Here is a 20320-nt window from a genome sequence, read left to right as displayed (position 1 = left end):
TTAATGGATTATTGCATTCTGAATATCTGCTTGTATTTTAGTTCTCATATTACTTCTAACCAAGCCAGAGTTTTTCATTGTTGGATACACTCTGTTAGATAAAAACACATAAACTATTCCCGATTCAGGATCTGCCCAAGTATAAGTTCCTGTAAAACCACTATGACCAAAACTTTTTTCAGAAACACATCCACAAGTTGGCTTTTCTTCAGGTCTTATTTGAGGCTTATCAAAACCTAATCCTCTACGTACTTTTTTATCTGCATAATATCTTTTATTAAACTTCTCTAAAGTTTCTGGTTCTAAGTATTTCTTACCTCCATACTCACCGTTTTGCAAGAACATTTGCATAATTTTCGCTACATCATTTGCATTTGCAAACAAACCTGCATGTCCTCCAACTCCTCCTAACATTGCAGCTCCCATATCATGGACATAACCATGTACTAATTGATTTCTATAATAAGTATCTTTTTCTGTAGGTACTATTTCTGACTTACTAAACTTATTAAGCGGCAAATATGTTGTTCTATTTGCTCCTAATGATTGATAAAACTCTTCATCAACCAATTTATTTAGAGGTGTTTTGTATTTTTTCTCTATAATTTCTTTAAAAATATAATAGCCTAAATCGCTGTACTTGTAGCCAACTCTTTCTCTTTGATCTACCTCAACAATATGCTTATAAATTGTATCTCTATATGCTTTACTTAAATATAAATTTTTAGCAACCTTGATATTGTATTTTTTTGATCTTTTCTTTCTATAATATTTAGATGAATTTTTTCCAGTTTCTTCATCTTTAGTATTCATATAAAAAGGAATCCACGATTGTAATCTTCCATAATGAGAAAGAATTTCTTTCAATAATAAAGTATCCTTATTTGACTCGTGATATCTTGGCAACACATCTCCTAAACTTGAGTACAAACTAATTTTTTTATCCTCCTCTGCCTTCATAATCATTGGCAATGAAGCTAAAATTTTAGTTAATGATGCAAGATCATAAATATCAGTTTTCTTTACTTTCCTTCTCTTTAACCCCGTATGATATCCAAAACTTTTATTATAAAACACCTTACCGTTTCTTGCTATTAAAACCTGACCTCCTGGAGCCATTCTCTTTTGTAAAATAGTATCAATTCTTTTGTTTATGATAGAAAGTTTTTCTGAAGATACTCCTGCTTCTTCTGGAATTGTGTATTCAAAAACATTTAATCCTTTTACAGAAACTCCTTCTCCTTCTTTAAATTCTTCATTAATTGATACTGGTAATTTACCATTCAAATCAAATGCTCCGAATAATGCCTGTGCTGAAAGTTCTTGCGCCAACTTGCTATTTTGATACGAAACTACAACTCCTTCTATGTTTGTAAAAGATTTTAGCTTTAATAAGCTATAAGGACTTGTAAACACATCTAAAATCACCTTTTTAGTTCTCGCTATCTCTTGCAACCAAACTAGTTCTTTATTAGAAAATTTATAGCTTTTCCATGGATGCTTATTTGATTTATGAAAACCTACAATTACCAAATTATATTTTTTTAGTTTCTTCATTAAAACACTCAAGTGCTTGTCTGAAACCACATCTACCTTAGTGTAGTTTTTAAGCATATTAGAAAAATGCTTTCCTTTTGCATCTCCTAAAGAAACATAGGCTATTTTTTTGTCTTTTAAATTCTTTATTGGTAAAATCTCTGCTTCATTCTTTGCTACTGTAATTGAACTCTTTATCAATTTTCTATGTAACACCTCATCTGATATCGAATTTAAATCTTTGTTCAAATTATCTGTAGAAATTGGCTCAAACCTATTCAAACCTACTAGATATTTCGCTTTTAAAATTTTTCTTACTGAAAAATCTAATCTTTCTTCTGTTAAATCACCTTTTTCTAAAGCTTCTTTCAATAACTTTACTGATCCAGGAACATCTTGTGGTATTAATAAAATATCATTCCCTGCTAAAATTGCTGCTAAGTCTATTTCAGCCGAAGTTGAATAGTTAGCCGCTCCTTTCATATTCAACCCATCTGTAATTACCAAACCTTGAAAACCTAGTTTATCTTGTAATAAATTTGTTACTACATTTTTTGATAAGGAAGTTGGTAACTTAGGATTTGGCTCAAAAGCAGGAATACTTAAATGTGCAGTCATTACACTAGCAACTCCTTCTTTAAATATTTTACGATAAGGATATAACTCTATTGAGTCTATTCTTTGTTCATTAAAATTGATTGTTGGTAAAGTATGATGAGAATCTGTTGCCGTATCTCCATGGCCGGGAAAGTGTTTGGCGTTTGCTAAAACCCCAACACTTTGCATTCCTTTGGTAAATGCAATTGCTTTTTCTGTTACATTTTCTTTACGCTCTCCAAACGACCTGTTTCCTATTATTGGATTATTAGGATTTGTATTGATATCAACCACAGGTGCAAAATTCATATGAATCCCCACTCGCTTACAGTGCTCTCCTATTCTCTTACCTGTTTCTTCTAAAAGCTCTTGATTTTTTATAGCCCCTAAAGCCATATTCCAAGGAAAACGATATGTTTTTTTAAGTCGCATATCCAATCCCCATTCTCCATCAAAACCTATCATTAAAGGGACTTTTGATATTTCTTGATATTTATTAGTTAGAGCTACTTGTTTTTCAGGTGTTCCTTGCATAAATATTAAATTACCTACATGATACTTGTTAATCATATTTGTAATAACCTTTTCATGCTTTTTGTCTTTATTAGAATAAGCCTGTACCATAAACAACTGCCCTATTTTTTCATCAATGGACATTGATTTCATGATACTATCTACCCAAATTGTTTGTGATTCCTTATCTTTTGCTAATAACGGATCTACTTGTTGCGCTTCTACTACTTGAACAAAAACAAACGCTAAAAAAACTAGTACTTTCTTCATCATATTTAAAATCTCTTACTACATGAAATCAATTCTTATACCAAAAACCTCTTATGCCAACTTTTATCAGCTGTTACTTCCCAGTTTGTCTCAAAATCCTCTTTGGTATTTACCATATTATTAAAAACTATGGTATCTGAAGTTATTTTTTGTTCCTTAGCAAATTGTTGAAACTCTGGCAACTTTACTATATTAATGTTTTCACCAACTTTAAAAGTTACATTCATTTTATTCATTAAATCTACATTGATTTCTTTTTCCAACTCTTGTACAAAACGAACTGAAGAATCTATAGAACATCCTGATACATTATTAAAACCTTCATCTACAGCTAATACTAAAAATTGATTGTATTTTATAGTAAACGATCCTTTTAAATCATCTCCATGACGTGTCCAATTCTCAATAAAAAGTATTGCTTTTGCACAAATATGTTCTACTTCCTCAATTGTAAACTCTCTATCTGCTTGATAAATCCAAACTCGTGAATCGTTTGGTAAATTATTATATTCCGTGTACATTTTTCCTTTCTTTTATAATTCCTAAATTAAAAAACTATCAAGATTTTATATCTTAAACGAGTGTTAAAGATTACCTTAAATTAAATTTTTGTTGCAGTGCTTGTAGCTTCTCTTCATCTGTCATCTTTTTTTTAGATGGAGACATACGTTCTTTCACCTCTCTCAAAACTTTTTTAGTATATAATGGAAAATCTGCATTTTGAATCCATGCATTATATCCAGGGTTTTCTTTAAAAACCTCTTCTACTGTTCGTCCTTTATATTTACCGAAAGAAAAAATTTCTTGATCTTTATCATTCATTAAAACAAAACCTGCAAAATCTGCTCTTTTTCCATGTGCTGAATATTCACTTAGAGCCTCTACTGTATTTTCTATATCATCATATTTATCTAATTGAGCTAATAAAATTTCATAAGTAGCATTTGTATCTGCTTCTGCTCCGTGTGCTCCTACCAATTCTTTTCCACAGTAAAACTGATATCCTGCACTTAATGTTCTTTGCTCTTTTTTATGAAAAATTACTTGTACATCTATTGCTTTACGATTTTTCATGTCAAAATCAATTCCAGCACGCATTAACTCTTCTGCTAAAAGAGGGATATCAAATCTATTTGAATTAAATCCTGCCAAATCACATCCAGCAATCATCTCATTGATTTTTGGTGCTAACTCTTTAAATGTAGGTTCTGTAACTACTTTTTCATTTGTTATTCCGTGAATATCTGATGATTCTTTCGGTATTTCTATTTCAGGATTCACCAACCATGTTTTACTTTCTTTATTTCCGTTTGGAAACACTTTTAATATTGATATTTCAACAACTCTATCTTTCGCAATATTAACTCCAGTTGTTTCTAAATCGAAAAATACGATTGGTTTTGCTAAGTTTAACTTCATCTTATTTTAAGAGAATTATTCATTATTTAATTGAGCTTTAAACTCGTCTATCTTATCTAAATCTTCTTGAGCTAATGTAGGTTCTTTAAATCCATACTTTTTTAACTCTTCACTAATTGTTTTTGCAACTATATACCTTGCTGTTGGTTTATCATCAGCAGGTACAACATACCATGGTGCATAATATGTTGATGTTCTTTTTAATAAATCTTCATAACATGCTTGATATTTATCCCATAACTTACGTTCTTTCAAATCTCCTGAAGAAAACTTCCAATTCTTCTCAGGAATATTTAAGCGACGTAATAACCTATTTTTCTGTTCTTCTTTTGACACATTTAAGAAGAACTTCAAGATAATTGTTCCGTTTTCTGAAATATGTTTTTCAAACTGATTAATTCGATCCATTCTTGAATGATAAAAATCGTCATTTAAATCATCTAAACTTTTAACTGTTGGGATATTTTCTCCAAAAACATATTCAGGATGTACTCTTGTTACCAACACATTTTCATAATGAGTCCTATTAAAAACTCCTATTTTTCCTTTTGCAGGAAGAGCGATATAGTGCCTCCATAAAAAGTCATGCTTCAACTCTAACTCTGTTGGCACTTTAAAACTATGCACTACAACTCCACGGGCATTTACATCTTTAAACACTTCACGAATCAAACTATCTTTCCCAGCGGTATCCATTCCTTGTAAGCAAATTAACATACTATACTTACCTTCAGCATACATAGTATCTTGTAATTTACTTATTTCTTTTCTTAATTTTTTAAGTTTTTTTTTCGCTTCCCCCTCTACTGTTTTCGTTTCAAAATCGCTTAACACAACCTCTTCTGAAAACTTAAACATGTCTGTATTCATAGATAATGCTTTTTATACGATAAAAGTACAAAAAATATCCCCTTTAATCATTGATTTTTTCTTGGTTATTATCATTTTTAACAATAAGATTCTTAATTGGTTTTTAATAAAATTTGTGAGCTTTATCACACATAAAACAAACAAAAATGAATAAAACTGTAATTATACAAGGAAGTTCAAAAAGCAATGGTAACACAAATACGGTTATCAACTACTTAAATAAAAATAGTAATTTTGACATTATAGACTTAAAAACCAAAAACATTGGAGCATTCGAATATGATTTTAGTAATGCAAATGATGACTTTATTCCTTTAATGGAAAACATTATTGATAAATATGATACAATCATTTTTGCTACCCCTGTTTATTGGTACTCTATGAGCGGTACTTTAAAACATTTTTTTGACAGATTATCTGACCTTCTTCATTATAAAAAAGAACTTGGAAGACAGTTACGCGGCAAAAGCATGGCTATGATTAGTAATTCTGGAGCCAATGATTTAAAAGATGGATTCACTATGCCTTTTATTGAAAGTGCAAATTATCTAGGCATGAACTATATTGGAGATACTCACGCATGGTTTACTGAAGACGGTAAAGAAATTGACACTGATGCTAAAACTAAAATTAATGATTTTCGTCAATTATTTTCATAATTAGTTCCTTTACTTTTATGAAATGAATATTGGAGTTTTAGGTATTGGTGCTATAGGTACAGTAATTTCATTGTCATTAAAAACTGACAATGTTATTTACTACTATAACAGAAGTCCAAAAACAACTCTAAAACTCCAATTTCAAAACTACACCACTCAAAAATCCATCTCTTTAAACACTCCTAGTAACATTCCTCTCGACTGGTTAATTATTTGCTTAAAAGAATATCATTATAAAAACGCTTCCATTTTATTAAAAAAGCTAATTAATAAAAATACTAAAGTTGCCGTTATACGAAATGGCATCAATCTTAAAGACAGTATTCTACAATATACAGATAGTAAAAACATTATTGAATGCATTATTGACTGTCCCACACAAATAGAAAACAGACTTTTTATTCAACTAAAAAAAGGCATTATTACTTTAGATAAAAAAAATACTTCTTTAAACTTCCTTTCTTTATTTCATACTAAAAATCTAAATTTTCAATTTAGCAAAGACTTTAAAACGGATAGTTGGATGAAGCTAATTGAAAGCTCAGCTATCGGCAGTATACTATGCCTTAGCAACAGAACCGCTATCATTTTTAAAGATACCAGTATCTTAAATTTATATACAAAAATCATTGAAGAAGGGATTCAAGTCGCTAATGCAGATGGCGCTCAAATCCCTCCTGATTTTACTCTTCATTTAACAGAAAAAGCACGTACACTTCCATCCAAAAAAGGCAGCTCTATGCTAACCGACAAACTAAACGGCAACCCTATTGAAATTAATGCCAAGAACGGAATTATATCATCGTTGGGTAAAAAACTAGGAATTTATACACCTATCAACAACTTGATAACTTTTTTATTAAAGAACATTAACACATAAAAGCTTACTCAACTGGTATACATAAATCTACAATCCATTTTTTTTGAGGATGCTCTTCTGCATTATTATAATAAATCTCGAACGGATCTTGATCTCCTTTTCTATACCCATGTTCACTCATCCATACAAAACTACTTTCCCATGCTTTTTGAAATTGCTCTCCTACAACCTCTACTCTAGAAACCACACATTTGGTTGCTGGTAAAGTTTTCAAATTCACCTCTCCTCCTGAAGTTACCTTACGATCTAAAACCATACAAGCACTTTGTCTCACTTGGTCTGGCGATGTTATTTTAGGACTATCATGATAAATCGTTACCATCCTTAAATTTGGTTGCCCCATTAAACCTTTAGGAGCCGCCCATTGAATTAAACGATTATACACACTCCCTATCAAATCCATTCCTCCTTTATGACTCAAGTAAGCCAATTGCATTTCTGGAACTACTTTTACTTCTGTTTTTGCATTCATTTTTAACCAATTCAAATTTTCATTTATGTTACAAATGTATTGCTCAAACCTGGTTTCTATTTGTCCATTCTTGCTTTCTGTTTTACATATCTTGCTATATTTATTAGCACTTTCTTTTTTAAATTCCGCAGGACTCATTCCGTAAAAGTTCTTAAACGCTCTCGAAAACGAAGACAAACTTGTAAAACCCACTCTTTCAGAAACTTCTGTTATTGATTTTTCTTTTTGTTTTAATAAAAAAAATGCCGCTTTTTCTATTCTTTTTCTAACAATAAAATCATTTAATGTCTCGTTGGTTACAATTTTAAATAATCTATGAAAATGAAAAGAAGAAAAATGCGCTTCTTTTGCTACTCTTTCTAACACTAGTTTCTTATCTAAATTAGACTCTACATAATCTATTGCCTTTCCTATTCTAGTTATTGTTTTATTTGAAAAATTCACAATTCCTTTCATCTATTTTATAATTCTTATACGATACATACTCTCACCATACAAACAAAAAGTTCTTATTCTAATCTTCATAAATTGATTTCTTTTGAAGTCCATAAAAAACCAAACCTCCCAAAAAATAAAGAATTACATCAATCACATCTGCCGTGTATCTAGAATGGCTTTTGGGCAACACAAATTCAAATAAGACTGAATACATAGCACACATATAAAAAATTACCCAAATAGGAATTTCATAATTCTTATCTCCTCTACTCCATCTAAGTACAAATAAACTAAACGACAATACTATTGGTATAATAAGAAAATCATTTAGGTAAAACCGAATAACTCTTGGTAACTCAACTTTATATTTAGAAGCCAAATAAACAATTGTTCCTAAACACAGTGAAACCACAAAATATATATGAAGTGCTTTTTTCACTCTACCCAGCTGCTACCATTGCAATAAACCAAGCCAACATAGCACCTATAGCACTTACCACCAAAAACACTGAATACAATATCCAACCTACTATCTTATAAAGAAAAAATGGATGTTGTTTTAAACGTTCAGCTAAGTTAGGATTCTCTAATTCATATTTAGCTTTATCTATTCGCTTCTGCCTTTCTCCTTCTTGTTTTATTTCTTGCTTTTTCTTAAAAGAAATTAATTCTCCACAATTTTTACAAAAATCAGAGTTTTCAGTAAACACTCCACATTTAGTACACTTGATGTTTTTTGATACTTTAGGCATCTTCTTTTACAAATGAATATTTATTTTGTTTTCTATATGGACGAATTATCAAGCGAGTTTCTCTATCAAAACGAATATAACTATACACCCAGTTCATAAAAACAATTACCTTATTTCTAAAACCTATTAAAGAGAACAAGTGTACAAACATCCATACAAACCAAGCAAAAACTCCTTGGAACTTCCACTTAGGCAAATCGACTACAGCTTTATTTCTTCCAATAGTTGCCATAGAACCTTTGTCATTATATTTAAAAGGTTTTAGCTTTTTTCCTTTTAACTTAGCTAAGATATTTTTCCCTAACAGCTCACCTTGTTGAATTGCTGGTTGTGCCATCATTGGATGCCCACGTTCATAATCTTTTGTTTGCATGCAAGCAACATCACCTATAGCGTATACATTTTCATAACCAACCACCTTACTATATTCATCAACCTTAAAACGATTCGCTCTCTCTATCAAACAATCTTGTTCTAAACCATCTATAGCATCTCCTTTTACACCAGCTGCCCAAATAACCGTTTCTGCTTTAAAATGATCGCTACCATTAGTAGTTACTGTTTCACCATCATAATCTATCACTCTAAGATTTTTCCAGACATCCACTCCTAGCTTGATTAAAAAATCTTCTGACTTTTGCGATGCCTTACTACTCATTCCACTCAACAACTCATTCGTACCTTGAATAAGATTTATCTTCATTTGACGAATATCTAAATCGGGGTAATCTTTAGGTAAAATTCCTTTCTTCATTTCCGCCAAAGCACCTGCTAATTCAACACCAGTTGGACCACCACCTACAATTACAAAATTCATCAAGGCCCTTCTCTTTTCAAGATCTGTTTCCAGTAAAGCTTCTTCAAAATTTTCTAACACCAAACTACGAATATTTAATGCTTGGGGAACTGACTTCATTTCCATTGCATATTTTTCAATATTCGTATTTCCAAAAAAGTTTGTAGTTGAACCTGTAGCAATAATTAATTCATCGTATTCTAAACTTCCTATTGAAGTCTCTATCACATTCAGTTTTGCATCGACATTAGTTACTTCTGCCAAACGAAAATAAAAATTCTCTACATCGTTAAAACGTTTCCGAAGTGGAAAAGCAATACTATCGGGCTCTAACCCTCCAGTAGCAACTTGATATAGTAATGGTTGAAATGTATGATAGTTATGTTTATCTATTAAAACTACCTGAAGTTCTTGGTCTTCTAATCCTTTAGCAGCAGCCAATCCTGCAAATCCCCCTCCTATAATTACAACTCGAGGAAAACTGGTTTGTGGTATATTCATTTAGATTTATTAAAGTTAAAATCTAAACACAAATTTACTGAATTTTAATGATATTCCCTTTTCAAATCTTGCTTTAGTAACTGCAAGGGTTTATTTGAACTCATCAAGTTTAATATTATTTCTTTACGCAATACATCAATATCTTCATCATAGTATTTCGCCCACTTATATTCTTTAAATAAAGTTTGAATTTGCTTTAAGCGTTTATGAACCAATTCTGAAGTCATTAAAAAAACATTTTCATCTACCTTATTTCCTACTCTTTGGATTTTCACTTGCTTATTTTCAAAGTCAACTTCTAAATAAAAAACCTTATCAACATCATTTAATGGATAAAAATCCTTCCAATTAGCATAACCAACATAATAGTTTTGGTTTCTATAATTTTCAATTCCTTTTATTTTCCACCTACAATTAGCTACTCTACCCCAATGATTAGAATATCGATACACACCATCTTCCGTATAATAATATAAGCTTCCTGATTTACTTTGATAATGTGCAGACTTCCCTTTAAAAAAATCGATTTCCTTTTTCTCAAACTCACAATAAGTATGTTTGAAAAAATTATACTTATAATATTCTTTCAACTACAGCCTATTTTTAAGTTTTGTAAACTCCTGTTCCAAAAACAATAACTTTTCCTCTAATACATCATTAAACTCTGGCAACCTTTTAAAAAAAGCATAACGAATACGCCACAACTCTTTTACATCCGATAATGCATAGGTTTTATCTTCAATATTTTTATGATCTGCCCTTAAAACAATTTCATCATTTGTTACATATAATCTTCTTAAAATAAGCTCGTCATTTACCAACACCAAAGCCAACACACCGTTATTTAACTTCTCTATCACATCCTTAGGAACAAACTCCCCTACAACAACATCTTTAGGAAACAAACCTTTATCATGGTTTGTCATTTCTAAATTCCTAACAGTATACCCCCTAAATACTTTCCCTGTATTAATAGGTAAGTTCAAAACAGGTAAATCACCCACAAATGCTTTTTTATTGTAATACTTAATATAATCACCCACCATCTTTTCAGTAATACATGGAACAGAAGCAAACACTTCTTTATCCATATCATCAGCCTGCAACGTAATATCATCCTTAAACTGCAACAACTTATTTACAGTTAATTCAGAAGTTAGCAAATCATCTACCTTAATACTAAAATGATTAGCAATCTTTATTATCGTATCTATTTTAGGTTCACTCCTACCTTCTTCGTAAGCCCCTAAAGTAGCACGTTTTAGATCAAAAATCTCAGCAAAAACCTGCTGACTCAACCCTTTAACCCCTCTTATTTTCTTTATGTTTTTTCCAAAAAACGACATATTTTGCTAATTTTATTTGCAAATTAAATTATTTTACCTATCTTTACACTAACAATATTAGCTAATACTTTTGATATTTGCTATTTTTTTTAGTTAAAAATCAAAATAAAAAAGAACAACTAACCAAATTTTAACAATTATGATACTATTTACTATATGTATGACCGGACTTGTTTTCAAATCTTTTTTGTAATATTACAAGCGCTAAAAAGAGAAGAAAACAAAATTATAAACTACTAATTTCATTGCTAATGAACAATCACTATTTAAAAACAAAAAACTTTTTACAAGAACTTAATGTAAACATTATTAAGGAAGACGAAACTGAGGGGATTTTTGTTATTGAAAAAGAAAGTTTTGGGATCAAAAACTTAATTATAGGAGTCGCTTACCCAATAGTTATTATTGAACAATTCATCTTTAAAGTTAATCAACCAAACGAAGAAATCTTTAAGAGTTTACTAAAAAAGAACAGAGACATTGTTCATGGTGCCTTTGTTTTAGACGACAGCTATGAGCGTGTAATTTTTAGAGACACTTTACAATTAGAAAATTTAGATTTAAACGAATTAGAAGCTAGTTTAAACTCTTTGAGTTTATTATTAAGCGAATATTCTGAACAAATTATTACATATTCAAAATATTAAAAAAATATTATTATGAACATTTTTAGAAGATTATTTAACATAGGAAAAGCCGAAGCTCACTCTGCCATTGATAAAATGGAAGACCCTATTAAACTAACAGAGCAAGGAATAAGAGACATGAAAAAAGACTTAGATAAAAGTCTTGAAGCATTAGCTCAAGTTAAAGCTATGGCTATTAGAGCCAATAACGATAAAGAACAATACACATCTAAAGCTGAAGACTATCAAAACAAAGCGATGCTTATTTTGAAAAAAGCTCAAAGCGGTGATTTAGACATGGCTGAAGCTGATCGTTTAGCAAAAGAAGCTTTAATTAAAAAAGAAGAAGCTACAAACCATATTACTAGAACTACAGAAGAAGCCGAAAGATTTAACAAATCTGTTGCTCAATTAGAGAAAAATGTTTCTGAAATAAAATCAAACATCAGTAAGTGGGAAAATGAGTTAAAAACTTTAAAAGCCAGAGTTAAGGTTAGTAATGCTACTAAAAACTTAAACAAGCAGATGGCCGAAATCGACAGCTCTAGTACAGTTTCTATGTTAGAGCGTATGAAAGAAAAAGTACAACAAGAAGAAGCTTTAGCAGAAGCTTATGGAGATATCGCTAATGAATCTAAGAGTATAGATGAAGAGCTAGACGCTATTGTAGATACTACAGAAGCTAGTGCTATGAGCGACTTAGACAAATTAAAGAAACAATTAGGAATGGATAATAAAGATTCTGAAAACAGCTAATAGAATAAAACTAAACAATACATGGTTGAATTAACTGATATACTTTTTTCCCCTGTAAACATTTCACTAACCGTATTACTAATTATTTTAGTTTTATACTGGTTGCTAACAATGCTTTCAGGAATTGATTTCGATTTAGACTTTGATGTAGAAGTTGACGTTGATATTGATAGCGACTTTGACATAGATACTGAAACCAGTCTTGATAGTGGTAATATATCTATTGAAGACGTTTCAAATGCAGAAGTAAAACATCAGGACATCATAAAAGACAGAAAAAAGGATTTAAAATGGTGGCAAGTAGCTTTGGTATATTTCAACTTTGTTGGATTGCCATTTATGTTCACATTCACTTTTTGGATTTTTTCTTGGTGGTTTTTAACCGTTTTCATAACTAACTTAACCAACAGTTATAATAACAGTTTCGGTTTTATTATTTTCTTTTTAGCTATTATTCCTTCTTTAATAGTAACAAAAATAGGTACAACTCCTTTTAAGTCTTTCTTTAAAAATTTTAGTAAAAAAGGAGTTAACTCTATTGATTTAATTGGAAGAGTTGGAGTTTTAGAAACAAACATAAAAAACGAACGCGTTGGAAAAGCAAAAATAAAAATAGAATCAAGTCCAATTATTGTTTATGTAAAATCTATTGATGGAAAACCAATAAACATGGATGAGAATATAATAATAATAAACCAAGTAAAAGGAGACAACTTATACCTGGTTCAACACTATGAAAATAATAACTAACTAATAACAATTAAATTTTATGGATACATTAAGTAATGGAGCACAAATTGCCATTATAGCTGTTGTAGGTCTTTTATTTTTATTTATAGTCTTCATTGCAGTTATAGCAATGTTCTATAAAAAAATCCCTCAGGGAGAAGCCTTAGTTAAAACTGGTTTTGGAGGTACTGCAGTAGCATTTGATAAAGGAATGTATGTGATTCCAGTTCTACACAAAGTAGAAGTTATGGATATTTCGGTTAAAAAAATCGAAATTGAACGTTTAGGCGATGATGGTCTTATTTGTAAAGACAATATGCGTGCAGATATTAAAGTCGCTTTCTTTTTACGAGTTAATAAATCTAAAGACGACATTATAGAAGTAGCGCAAACCATTGGTTGTGAAAGAGCTTCTAACATCTCTACTTTAGAAGAACTTTTTGGAGCAAAATTTTCCGAAGCTTTAAAAACTGTAGGTAAAAAATTCGATTTTGTGGATTTATACGAGGCTCGTATGGAGTTTAGAGACGAAATCATGGAGCTTATTAGAAAAGATTTAAATGGATATGTTTTAGATGATTGTGCTATTGATTATTTAGAACAAACTGATGTTCAATATTTAAAAGCTGATAATATTTTAGATTCTGAAGGTATCAAGAAAATTACTGAATTAACAGCTGCACAAAATGTAAAATCTAACTTAATTAAGCGTGATGAAGAAAAAGTTATCCGTAAACAAGATGTAGAAGCTAGAGAAGCTATCTTAGAGCTAGATAAACAATTAGCAGAAAAAGAAGAGCAACAAAAAAGAGAAATTGCTAACATAAAAGCTCGTGAAGAAGCAGAGACTTTAAAAGTAGCTGAAGAAGAACGTTTAAAATCTGAAACTGCTAGAATTGCTACTGAAGAAAAGGTACAGGTTGCAGAAGAAAACATGCAACGTCAAATCATTGTTGCAGAGAAAAACAAAATACGTACTGAAGCTGTTGAAACAGAAAGAGTAGAAAAAGACAGAGCTTTAGAAGCTACAGAACGTGAGCGTATTGTTACACTTGCTCAAATTGAAAAAGAGAAAGTTGTAGAAGTTGAGAAGAAGAACATTCAAGATGTAATTCGCGACAGAGTAATGCTAGAGAAAGGTGTTGTTGAAGAGCAAGAAAACATGAAAGACATCGAAGCTTTTAAAGGTGCCGATCGTGAAAAGCAAGTTGCTATTACTTTAGCTGAGAAGTCCGCTCAAGAGCAATTAATTAAGCGAATTAAGCTAGCAGAAGCAGAAAAAGAAGCTGCTAAGCAAAAAGCAGAAGAAATTAACATCCATGCACAAGCTCAAAAAGAAGCAAGTGAAAAAGAAGCTGAAGCTAGAAAAACATTAGCTGAAGCTAAAGCTAAAGAAGAAGCTACTATTGGTATGTCTGAAGCACAAGTAATGCATGCTAAAGCAGATGCTAACGAACGTCAAGGATTAGTAGAAGCTACAATCATTGAGAAAAAAGCAAAAGCTGAAGCAGCTGGAACTTTAGCAAAAGCAGAAGCCCTTAAAGAAGAAGGAATTGCAGAAGCGGAAGTTATCAAAGAAAAAGCGTTAGCACAAGCTACTGGTGACAAAGAGATTGCTTTAGCTGAAGCAGCTGGAATTGAAGAAAAAGCGGAAGCAATGAAGAAACTTGACGGTGTTGGTAAAGAACACGAAGAATTCAAGCTACGCTTAGAAAAAGAATTAAAAGTAGATTTAGCTCACATTAATGTTCAGAAAGATATTGCAGATGCACAAGCACAAGTTATTGGTGACGCATTGAAAGCTGCTAATATTGATATTGTTGGTGGTGAAACTATGTTCTTCGATCAAATCATTGGGCAAATTACCAAGGCTAAAGGGTTTGATAGACTAGTACAACACAGTGACAACATTCAAGATGTAAAAGATGCTATTTTAGGAAGTGATGATGTAAAAGGTAACCTATTAGACAAAGTAAAAGACTTTGCTACCAAATACGGAATTTCTTCTGAAGACATTAAAAACTTAACAGTGGCCAACCTTTTAATGGACTTAAAAGGAAAAGCAACTAGTTCAGATGATGAAAACCTTTTTAGTAACCTATTCAATTTAGCAAAAGGATTAGGTTTATCTAACCAAAAGTTATCATAAACAACTTTTACAAAGAGTTTATCACATCGATAAACTCTTTGTTTTCTTAGTTATTTTATAACAAGAAAATTATGGTGTCATACATACACCTAATATTTTATTGTTTCTATTTATTTAAAACCACACTTTTAAAAGTACATGGAAAACCAAAACAATGCACAGCAATTAGATGGCGGCACCTATGAAATCATTCAAAGTAGATTGCAAAAACAAAAGCAAGACCTACAAGAAAGATTACATACCCTAAATGAGGATAGAAAACATGTTTTTGGAGCTATAGAAACCAAATTAATTGCTAATGATAGAATTAACACCGAAAACAATTGTATTGCCAGAGATATCGTTTCTTTAGGCAACATCTCTATTTTCGGGTACAATGTTCACTTCGGATTAAGAACAGACATCAAACTATCGGATGTGTTTAGTATTTATGAATTTAAAGACCAACGTTTTCACATTCAATCTTTAGATTTATTAAACGATTCTATTTTTATTGATGACTTTACCAATCTTTATAAATATTATAGAAATACTATTTTCTCAAAATTTGCTGTAATTGGAAATTACCTATACATGGTTTTTCAGTTAAGCGAAAACAAAAACGATATTAAAGCTTTTAAATGGCTTATCAACGAAAATAGTCTTCAATATATTGATAATAGAAGTGAACACGAATATAAATTCCCTACACAACACGAGTTTAAATGGCAGGAAGTAACTCGTGATATGCACCGCTATGGAACCTACTCTCATGTATCTATTTTAGATAAGATTTTTGTAGAAACTATTGGAGGAGATTTAACTATTAAAATTGAAGACAACACAGATGAAGGAAGAGGAATTCTTTCTGAACCTGTTGAACATATAGATCAAACATTAGACGATGGTCAATTCAGATATGGTAATTTAGGAAATCTAATTACCCTAGAAGTGAAACCATTTCAAGAACCATCTCGTTATTTTGTTTACAACCACAAACTTCAGGAAGTTCAAAAAATAGACAGCATTAAAGACACTGCTGTTCAGTTACCAGATGACCATGGTATTATATTTCCCAACGGATATTACCTACAAACTGGAGAATATAAACTTTTTGAAAACGATGCTAAGGAAGTAAAATTCCAAGAAAAAATAGTATCTCCTAATGGAGAAGACTTCTTATATGTATTTTATGCAACCATCCGTGGTTTATACATTTTAATGTCGTACAACATCATAGAACAAGAAGTTAAAACCCCAATAATTTGTAATGGTTTTACTGTATTACAAAATGGAGAACTTTGTTATTTTAAAACAGAAAATGAACAAACAAAACATCATGTAGTTCAAATTTGGCAAACTCCGTATTTGAAAGGAGATTTTATGCCTTCACAACATGAAAATACATTATTATACAAAATAGGTAATAAAGATATTGTTCGCGCCATGGCAGAGTGTCACGAATTAATCAACCTATTAAATAAAGAAGATAATTATACAGGCTTATACAACGATATTGCCAAAATATCAAAAGATATAAACGACACTTATTACTGGTTACCTGAAAAAGAAACTTCACAGTTAAACATTCCTATTGCTCAAATAAATGAAGCTGCAAATGCTGCTATTGAAGAGTTTGAGAAGGTAGTTCAACTAAAAAAACAAGCTGAAAAGGAAACTAAAAACATTAATCAGAAATCTGATGAGTTATTCAGCAAAATAAAAAGTACTTCTTTTAAATCTATTGACGACTTTGTTGTTCTGTTGAATCAATTACGAACCTTACGAGGAGAAGTAATTAGCTTACATGATATTCGATATATAAATGCAAATCTCTTAAAAGAATTAGAAGAGCAAGTTGCCGAACAAAACAACCTTATTTCTAAACGTTGTGTTCAGTTTCTTTTAAACGATAAAGCATTAGAACCTTACCATAAGAGAGTTTCAGAAAAAGAAGAAGCTTTACCAAATATTAAAAAGGTAATAGACGCCAAAGCTCTAGAGAAAGAAGTTAATCAGATTACTTCCGATTTAGAGATGCTAATTGATATTGTTTCAAATTTAGAAATCGAAGACACTTCACAATCTACTAAGATTATTGATAACATCTCATTGATTTTTGCGACATTAAACCAGTTAAAATCTGGAATTAAGAATAGCATCAAAAGCTTAGGAAGCAAAGAAGCTAAGGCCGATTTTAATGCACAGTTAAAGCTAATTGACCAAAGTATCATCAATTACATAGACATTGCTAATACACCTGAAAAATGTGATGAATTCTTAACCAAAACAGCTATTCAACTTGAAGAGCTAGAAGGAAAATTTGCCGATTTTGAAGAGTTTATTACTTTGATTATTGAAAAAAGAGAAGAAGTTCATGCCGCTTTCGATAACAGAAAGAACAGCTTAATTGAAAAAAGAAACAAAAAAACTGTAGCGCTACAAACAGCTTCAGAAAGAATTTTAAAAGGTGTAAGCAAAAAAGCACTTACTTTCAATTCAACTGAAGACATCAACGGGTATTTTGCTGCTGACTTAATGATTAATAAAGTTAGAGACATTATTAGTCAACTAAAAGAATTAGACGATATCGGTAAAGCAGAAGCTATAGAAACGCAATTAAAAGTTGCAAAAGAAGATGCACTTAGAAAACTAAAAGACAAGCAAGAACTTTACGAAGACGGTGAAAATGTAATCAAATTAGGAAAGCACAAATTTGGGGTAAACAAACAATTACTCGACCTTACTATTGTTTACAAAAACGAAGAGTTATACTACCACTTAACTGGAACCGATTTTTACGAAAAAGTTTCAAATGAAATCTTACTTAATTCAAAAAAATATTGGGACCAAGAATTAGTTTCAGAAAACAACACTGTTTATAGATCTTCATTCCTAGCTTTTAAATTATTCAATAAATTTAAAGAAGAAGAATTAATCAACCTTACCGAAGAAGAGCTACTAAATTTAATCAGAAAAGAAAGTAGCAATTCTTATGCTGAAGGCTATATAAAAGGTGTTCATGATGTTGATGCTGCAAAAATATTACACACATTAGTACATAAACATCACGAACTTGGATTACTAACTTTTACTCCAGACGTAAGAGCCTTTGCTCAATATTTCTGGAACTCATTAACCGAAGAACAAAAAACAAACTACAATACTTCAATTAAGGCTTCTGGTGAAGTTTTAGCTGTGTTTCCAAATAGCACTGCTTATGACTTCATTATTGATGACTTAACTGATTATTTAAATAGTTTTTCAGAAAAAACACAGCTTTTTTCAAATGACCAATCTAAAGTTATTGCTAGGTACTTATTCAATGAATTAAAGAGCAACAATACTTTTCACACAAGTCCGGAAGCACTAGTTTTAAAAGAGACATTTATTAAAACTTTAGATAGGCAAAATGCTCTTCATAAATTTAAAGCAAGTACAGAAAAGCTCGAAGAGTACACCGATAAAATTCAATTAGCGAAACAATGGGTAAGTTCCTTCATTATAGAAAAGGCTCCTACTGAAATTAATTATATAAATGAAGTCGTAGTATTATTACTATTTGAAAATCTATCAGCTTTAAACCCTATTAATGTTCATCCAAAACAAGTATTAGAAGGATTAAAAGGTAACCATTCAACAATTAACGAAAATACTATTGAGTTTGACTATCATAACTTCATTGAAGAGCTTACACAATTTAATCAAAATGAAGTACCTAACTTTATAAAATATAGAGAAGCAAAACATCAAGTTACAGAAGAATTAAAAGAAGAATTAAAATTAGAAGAATTCAAACCAAGAGTACTTTCTTCTTTTGTAAGAAATAAACTGATAGACCAAGTTTACTTCCCTCTAATTGGTGACAACCTTGCTAAACAATTAGGAACAGTTGGAGACAATAAACGTACCGATAGAATGGGTATGCTATTATTAATTTCTCCTCCTGGGTATGGTAAAACTACCTTAATGGAATACATATCAAACCGATTAGGATTGGTATTTATGAAAATTAATGGTCCTGCAATTGGTCATGAAGTGACTTCTGTAGACCCAATGTCTGCTAACAACTCAGCATCAAGAGAAGAGTTAAAAAAATTAAACTTAGCTTTTGAAATGGGAGACAATGTAATGTTATATCTAGATGACATCCAACACTGTAATCCAGAGTTTTTACAAAAGTTTATTTCTCTTTCCGACGGAACAAGAAAAATAGAAGGTATTTACAATGGAAAATCTAAAACCTACGATTTAAGAGGGAAAAAGTTTTGTGTTATTATGGCAGGAAACCCTTATACCGAAAGCGGTGACAGATTCCAAATACCAGACATGCTTGCTAACAGAGCAGATATATACAATTTAGGAGATATTATAGGTGATACAGCACATTTATTTAAATTAAGTTTAATAGAAAATTCTTTAACCTCTAACCCTGTTTTACACCAACTAAGTAGTAAGTATTTTGATGATGTTTACACGCTAATTGACAAAGTGGAAAATAATACACAGGAGATTAACTTAAAAGGAAATCACACCAAACAAGAAGTGCAAGATTACATTGCAGTTCTTGAAAAAGTGATTACAATCAGAGATACTATTTTAAAAGTGAATCAAACCTATATTCAATCAGCAGCAATGGAAGACAGTTATAGAACTGAGCCTTCATTCAAACTACAAGGTTCGTATCGTGACATGAACAAATTAGTTGCTAAAATTGTTCCTATCATGAATCAAGATGAATTAGGACGTTTGTTATTATCTCATTACGAAAGTGAATCACAAACCCTAACCTCAGCAGCTGAAGCCAATCTCTTAAAATATAAAGAATTGATTAGCTCTCAATCTAAAGAAGAACAAGAACGTTGGGACGATATTAAGAAGATTTTCCTTAAAAACAACAAACTAAATGGTTTAGGAAACAAAAATGAAATGACACAAATTCTAAGTCAAATGATGGCATTTACAGAAAATTTGGAAGGAATAAAATCTGTTTTACAGAAAGGATTAGAAAATAAAAACTAACTACAACCTA

The 20320-nt window shown here is 30.9% G+C and carries 17 protein-coding genes; 7 read left to right on the top strand and 10 right to left on the bottom strand.

The window, feature by feature from the left end; genetic code table 11:
• From Q0958_RS13530 to Q0958_RS13515, 4 genes are all read right to left on the bottom strand, one after another.
• Complete coding sequence (locus Q0958_RS13530) at positions 1–2916, bottom strand: glycoside hydrolase family 3 N-terminal domain-containing protein (RefSeq protein ID WP_299123942.1); 2916 nt, start codon at positions 2914–2916, stop codon at positions 1–3.
• A 35-nt stretch (positions 2917–2951) separates the two neighbouring features.
• Complete coding sequence (locus Q0958_RS13525) at positions 2952–3437, bottom strand: ABC transporter ATPase (RefSeq protein ID WP_299123941.1); 486 nt, start codon at positions 3435–3437, stop codon at positions 2952–2954.
• Between the two features lie 70 nt (positions 3438–3507).
• Positions 3508–4335 carry a 3'-5' exonuclease gene (locus tag Q0958_RS13520; RefSeq protein ID WP_272150364.1) on the bottom strand — a complete coding sequence of 276 codons (828 nt, stop codon included), beginning with the start codon at positions 4333–4335 and terminating at the stop codon, positions 3508–3510.
• Positions 4336–4350: 15 nt separating this feature from the next.
• On the bottom strand, positions 4351–5205 hold the full coding sequence (locus Q0958_RS13515; protein ID WP_235275704.1) for a PPK2 family polyphosphate kinase: 855 nt from the start codon (positions 5203–5205) through the stop codon (positions 4351–4353).
• Positions 5206–5351: 146 nt separating this feature from the next.
• Here Q0958_RS13515 and Q0958_RS13510 point away from each other — a divergent pair, with 146 nt between their 5' ends.
• Both Q0958_RS13510 and Q0958_RS13505 read left to right on the top strand, forming a co-directional pair.
• On the top strand, positions 5352–5864 hold the full coding sequence (locus Q0958_RS13510) for an NAD(P)H-dependent oxidoreductase (protein WP_299123936.1): 513 nt from the start codon (positions 5352–5354) through the stop codon (positions 5862–5864).
• A 22-nt stretch (positions 5865–5886) separates the two neighbouring features.
• Complete coding sequence (locus Q0958_RS13505; protein WP_299123934.1) at positions 5887–6744, top strand: ketopantoate reductase C-terminal domain-containing protein; 858 nt, start codon at positions 5887–5889, stop codon at positions 6742–6744.
• A gap of 4 nt (positions 6745–6748) precedes the next feature.
• Here the strand turns inward: Q0958_RS13505 and Q0958_RS13500 are convergent, their stop codons facing one another.
• The 6 genes from Q0958_RS13500 to Q0958_RS13475 are packed head-to-tail and all read right to left on the bottom strand — an operon-like array spanning position 6749 to position 11049.
• Positions 6749–7672 carry an AraC family transcriptional regulator gene (locus Q0958_RS13500; RefSeq protein WP_299123932.1) on the bottom strand — a complete coding sequence of 308 codons (924 nt, stop codon included), beginning with the start codon at positions 7670–7672 and terminating at the stop codon, positions 6749–6751.
• A 58-nt stretch (positions 7673–7730) separates the two neighbouring features.
• Positions 7731–8093 carry a hypothetical protein gene (locus Q0958_RS13495; protein WP_299123930.1) on the bottom strand — a complete coding sequence of 121 codons (363 nt, stop codon included), beginning with the start codon at positions 8091–8093 and terminating at the stop codon, positions 7731–7733.
• A gap of 1 nt (position 8094) precedes the next feature.
• A complete protein-coding gene (locus tag Q0958_RS13490) occupies positions 8095–8406 on the bottom strand; it encodes a hypothetical protein (RefSeq protein WP_299123928.1) in 312 nt (103 codons plus the stop codon).
• Complete coding sequence (locus Q0958_RS13485; protein ID WP_299123926.1) at positions 8399–9703, bottom strand: NAD(P)/FAD-dependent oxidoreductase; 1305 nt, start codon at positions 9701–9703, stop codon at positions 8399–8401. Before Q0958_RS13485 ends, Q0958_RS13490 begins: the two co-directional genes overlap by 8 nt.
• Positions 9704–9747: 44 nt before the next feature.
• The gene (locus Q0958_RS13480; RefSeq protein WP_299123924.1) at positions 9748–10293 is read right to left on the bottom strand and encodes a hypothetical protein; all 546 of its coding nucleotides are present in this window, start codon (positions 10291–10293) and stop codon (positions 9748–9750) included.
• Positions 10294–11049, bottom strand: coding sequence for a helix-turn-helix transcriptional regulator (locus Q0958_RS13475; protein WP_299123922.1), 756 nt, complete (start codon positions 11047–11049; stop codon positions 10294–10296).
• Between the two features lie 251 nt (positions 11050–11300).
• Here Q0958_RS13475 and Q0958_RS13470 point away from each other — a divergent pair, with 251 nt between their 5' ends.
• The 5 genes from Q0958_RS13470 to Q0958_RS13450 all read left to right on the top strand — a co-directional run bounded on the left by Q0958_RS13470 (position 11301) and on the right by Q0958_RS13450 (position 20310).
• A complete protein-coding gene (locus Q0958_RS13470) occupies positions 11301–11696 on the top strand; it encodes a molecular chaperone Tir (protein WP_150900735.1) in 396 nt (131 codons plus the stop codon).
• A gap of 12 nt (positions 11697–11708) precedes the next feature.
• Entirely contained in the window at positions 11709–12431 is a 723-nt protein-coding gene (locus Q0958_RS13465; RefSeq protein ID WP_299123920.1) for a PspA/IM30 family protein, read from the top strand.
• A gap of 21 nt (positions 12432–12452) precedes the next feature.
• On the top strand, positions 12453–13181 hold the full coding sequence (locus tag Q0958_RS13460; protein WP_299123918.1) for an OB-fold-containig protein: 729 nt from the start codon (positions 12453–12455) through the stop codon (positions 13179–13181).
• A 19-nt stretch (positions 13182–13200) separates the two neighbouring features.
• Entirely contained in the window at positions 13201–15309 is a 2109-nt protein-coding gene (locus Q0958_RS13455; RefSeq protein ID WP_299123916.1) for a flotillin family protein, read from the top strand.
• A gap of 138 nt (positions 15310–15447) precedes the next feature.
• Positions 15448–20310, top strand: coding sequence for a DNA repair ATPase (locus tag Q0958_RS13450; protein ID WP_299123914.1), 4863 nt, complete (start codon positions 15448–15450; stop codon positions 20308–20310).
• Positions 20311–20320 lie beyond the last annotated feature (10 nt).

The organism is uncultured Tenacibaculum sp., assembly GCF_947499065.1.
GTDB lineage: Bacteria > Bacteroidota > Bacteroidia > Flavobacteriales > Flavobacteriaceae > Polaribacter.
Note: the sequence above shows the minus strand (reverse complement) of the source record. Positions and strands in the feature narration are given on the sequence as shown.

Excerpts from the sequence above, each read along its gene's own strand:
- Q0958_RS13530 (WP_299123942.1), bottom strand. The coding sequence starts at position 2,916 with ATGAAGAAAGTACTAGTTTTTTTAGCGTTTGTTTTTGTTCAAGTAGTA.
- Q0958_RS13525 (WP_299123941.1), bottom strand. The coding sequence starts at position 3,437 with ATGTACACGGAATATAATAATTTACCAAACGATTCACGAGTTTGGATT.
- Q0958_RS13520 (WP_272150364.1), bottom strand. The coding sequence starts at position 4,335 with ATGAAGTTAAACTTAGCAAAACCAATCGTATTTTTCGATTTAGAAACA.
- Q0958_RS13515 (WP_235275704.1), bottom strand. The coding sequence starts at position 5,205 with ATGAATACAGACATGTTTAAGTTTTCAGAAGAGGTTGTGTTAAGCGAT.
- Q0958_RS13510 (WP_299123936.1), top strand. The coding sequence starts at position 5,352 with ATGAATAAAACTGTAATTATACAAGGAAGTTCAAAAAGCAATGGTAAC.
- Q0958_RS13505 (WP_299123934.1), top strand. The coding sequence starts at position 5,887 with ATGAATATTGGAGTTTTAGGTATTGGTGCTATAGGTACAGTAATTTCA.
- Q0958_RS13500 (WP_299123932.1), bottom strand. The coding sequence starts at position 7,672 with ATGAAAGGAATTGTGAATTTTTCAAATAAAACAATAACTAGAATAGGA.
- Q0958_RS13490 (WP_299123928.1), bottom strand. The coding sequence starts at position 8,406 with ATGCCTAAAGTATCAAAAAACATCAAGTGTACTAAATGTGGAGTGTTT.
- Q0958_RS13485 (WP_299123926.1), bottom strand. The coding sequence starts at position 9,703 with ATGAATATACCACAAACCAGTTTTCCTCGAGTTGTAATTATAGGAGGG.
- Q0958_RS13475 (WP_299123922.1), bottom strand. The coding sequence starts at position 11,049 with ATGTCGTTTTTTGGAAAAAACATAAAGAAAATAAGAGGGGTTAAAGGG.
- Q0958_RS13470 (WP_150900735.1), top strand. The coding sequence starts at position 11,301 with ATGAACAATCACTATTTAAAAACAAAAAACTTTTTACAAGAACTTAAT.
- Q0958_RS13465 (WP_299123920.1), top strand. The coding sequence starts at position 11,709 with ATGAACATTTTTAGAAGATTATTTAACATAGGAAAAGCCGAAGCTCAC.
- Q0958_RS13460 (WP_299123918.1), top strand. The coding sequence starts at position 12,453 with ATGGTTGAATTAACTGATATACTTTTTTCCCCTGTAAACATTTCACTA.
- Q0958_RS13455 (WP_299123916.1), top strand. The coding sequence starts at position 13,201 with ATGGATACATTAAGTAATGGAGCACAAATTGCCATTATAGCTGTTGTA.
- Q0958_RS13450 (WP_299123914.1), top strand. The coding sequence starts at position 15,448 with ATGGAAAACCAAAACAATGCACAGCAATTAGATGGCGGCACCTATGAA.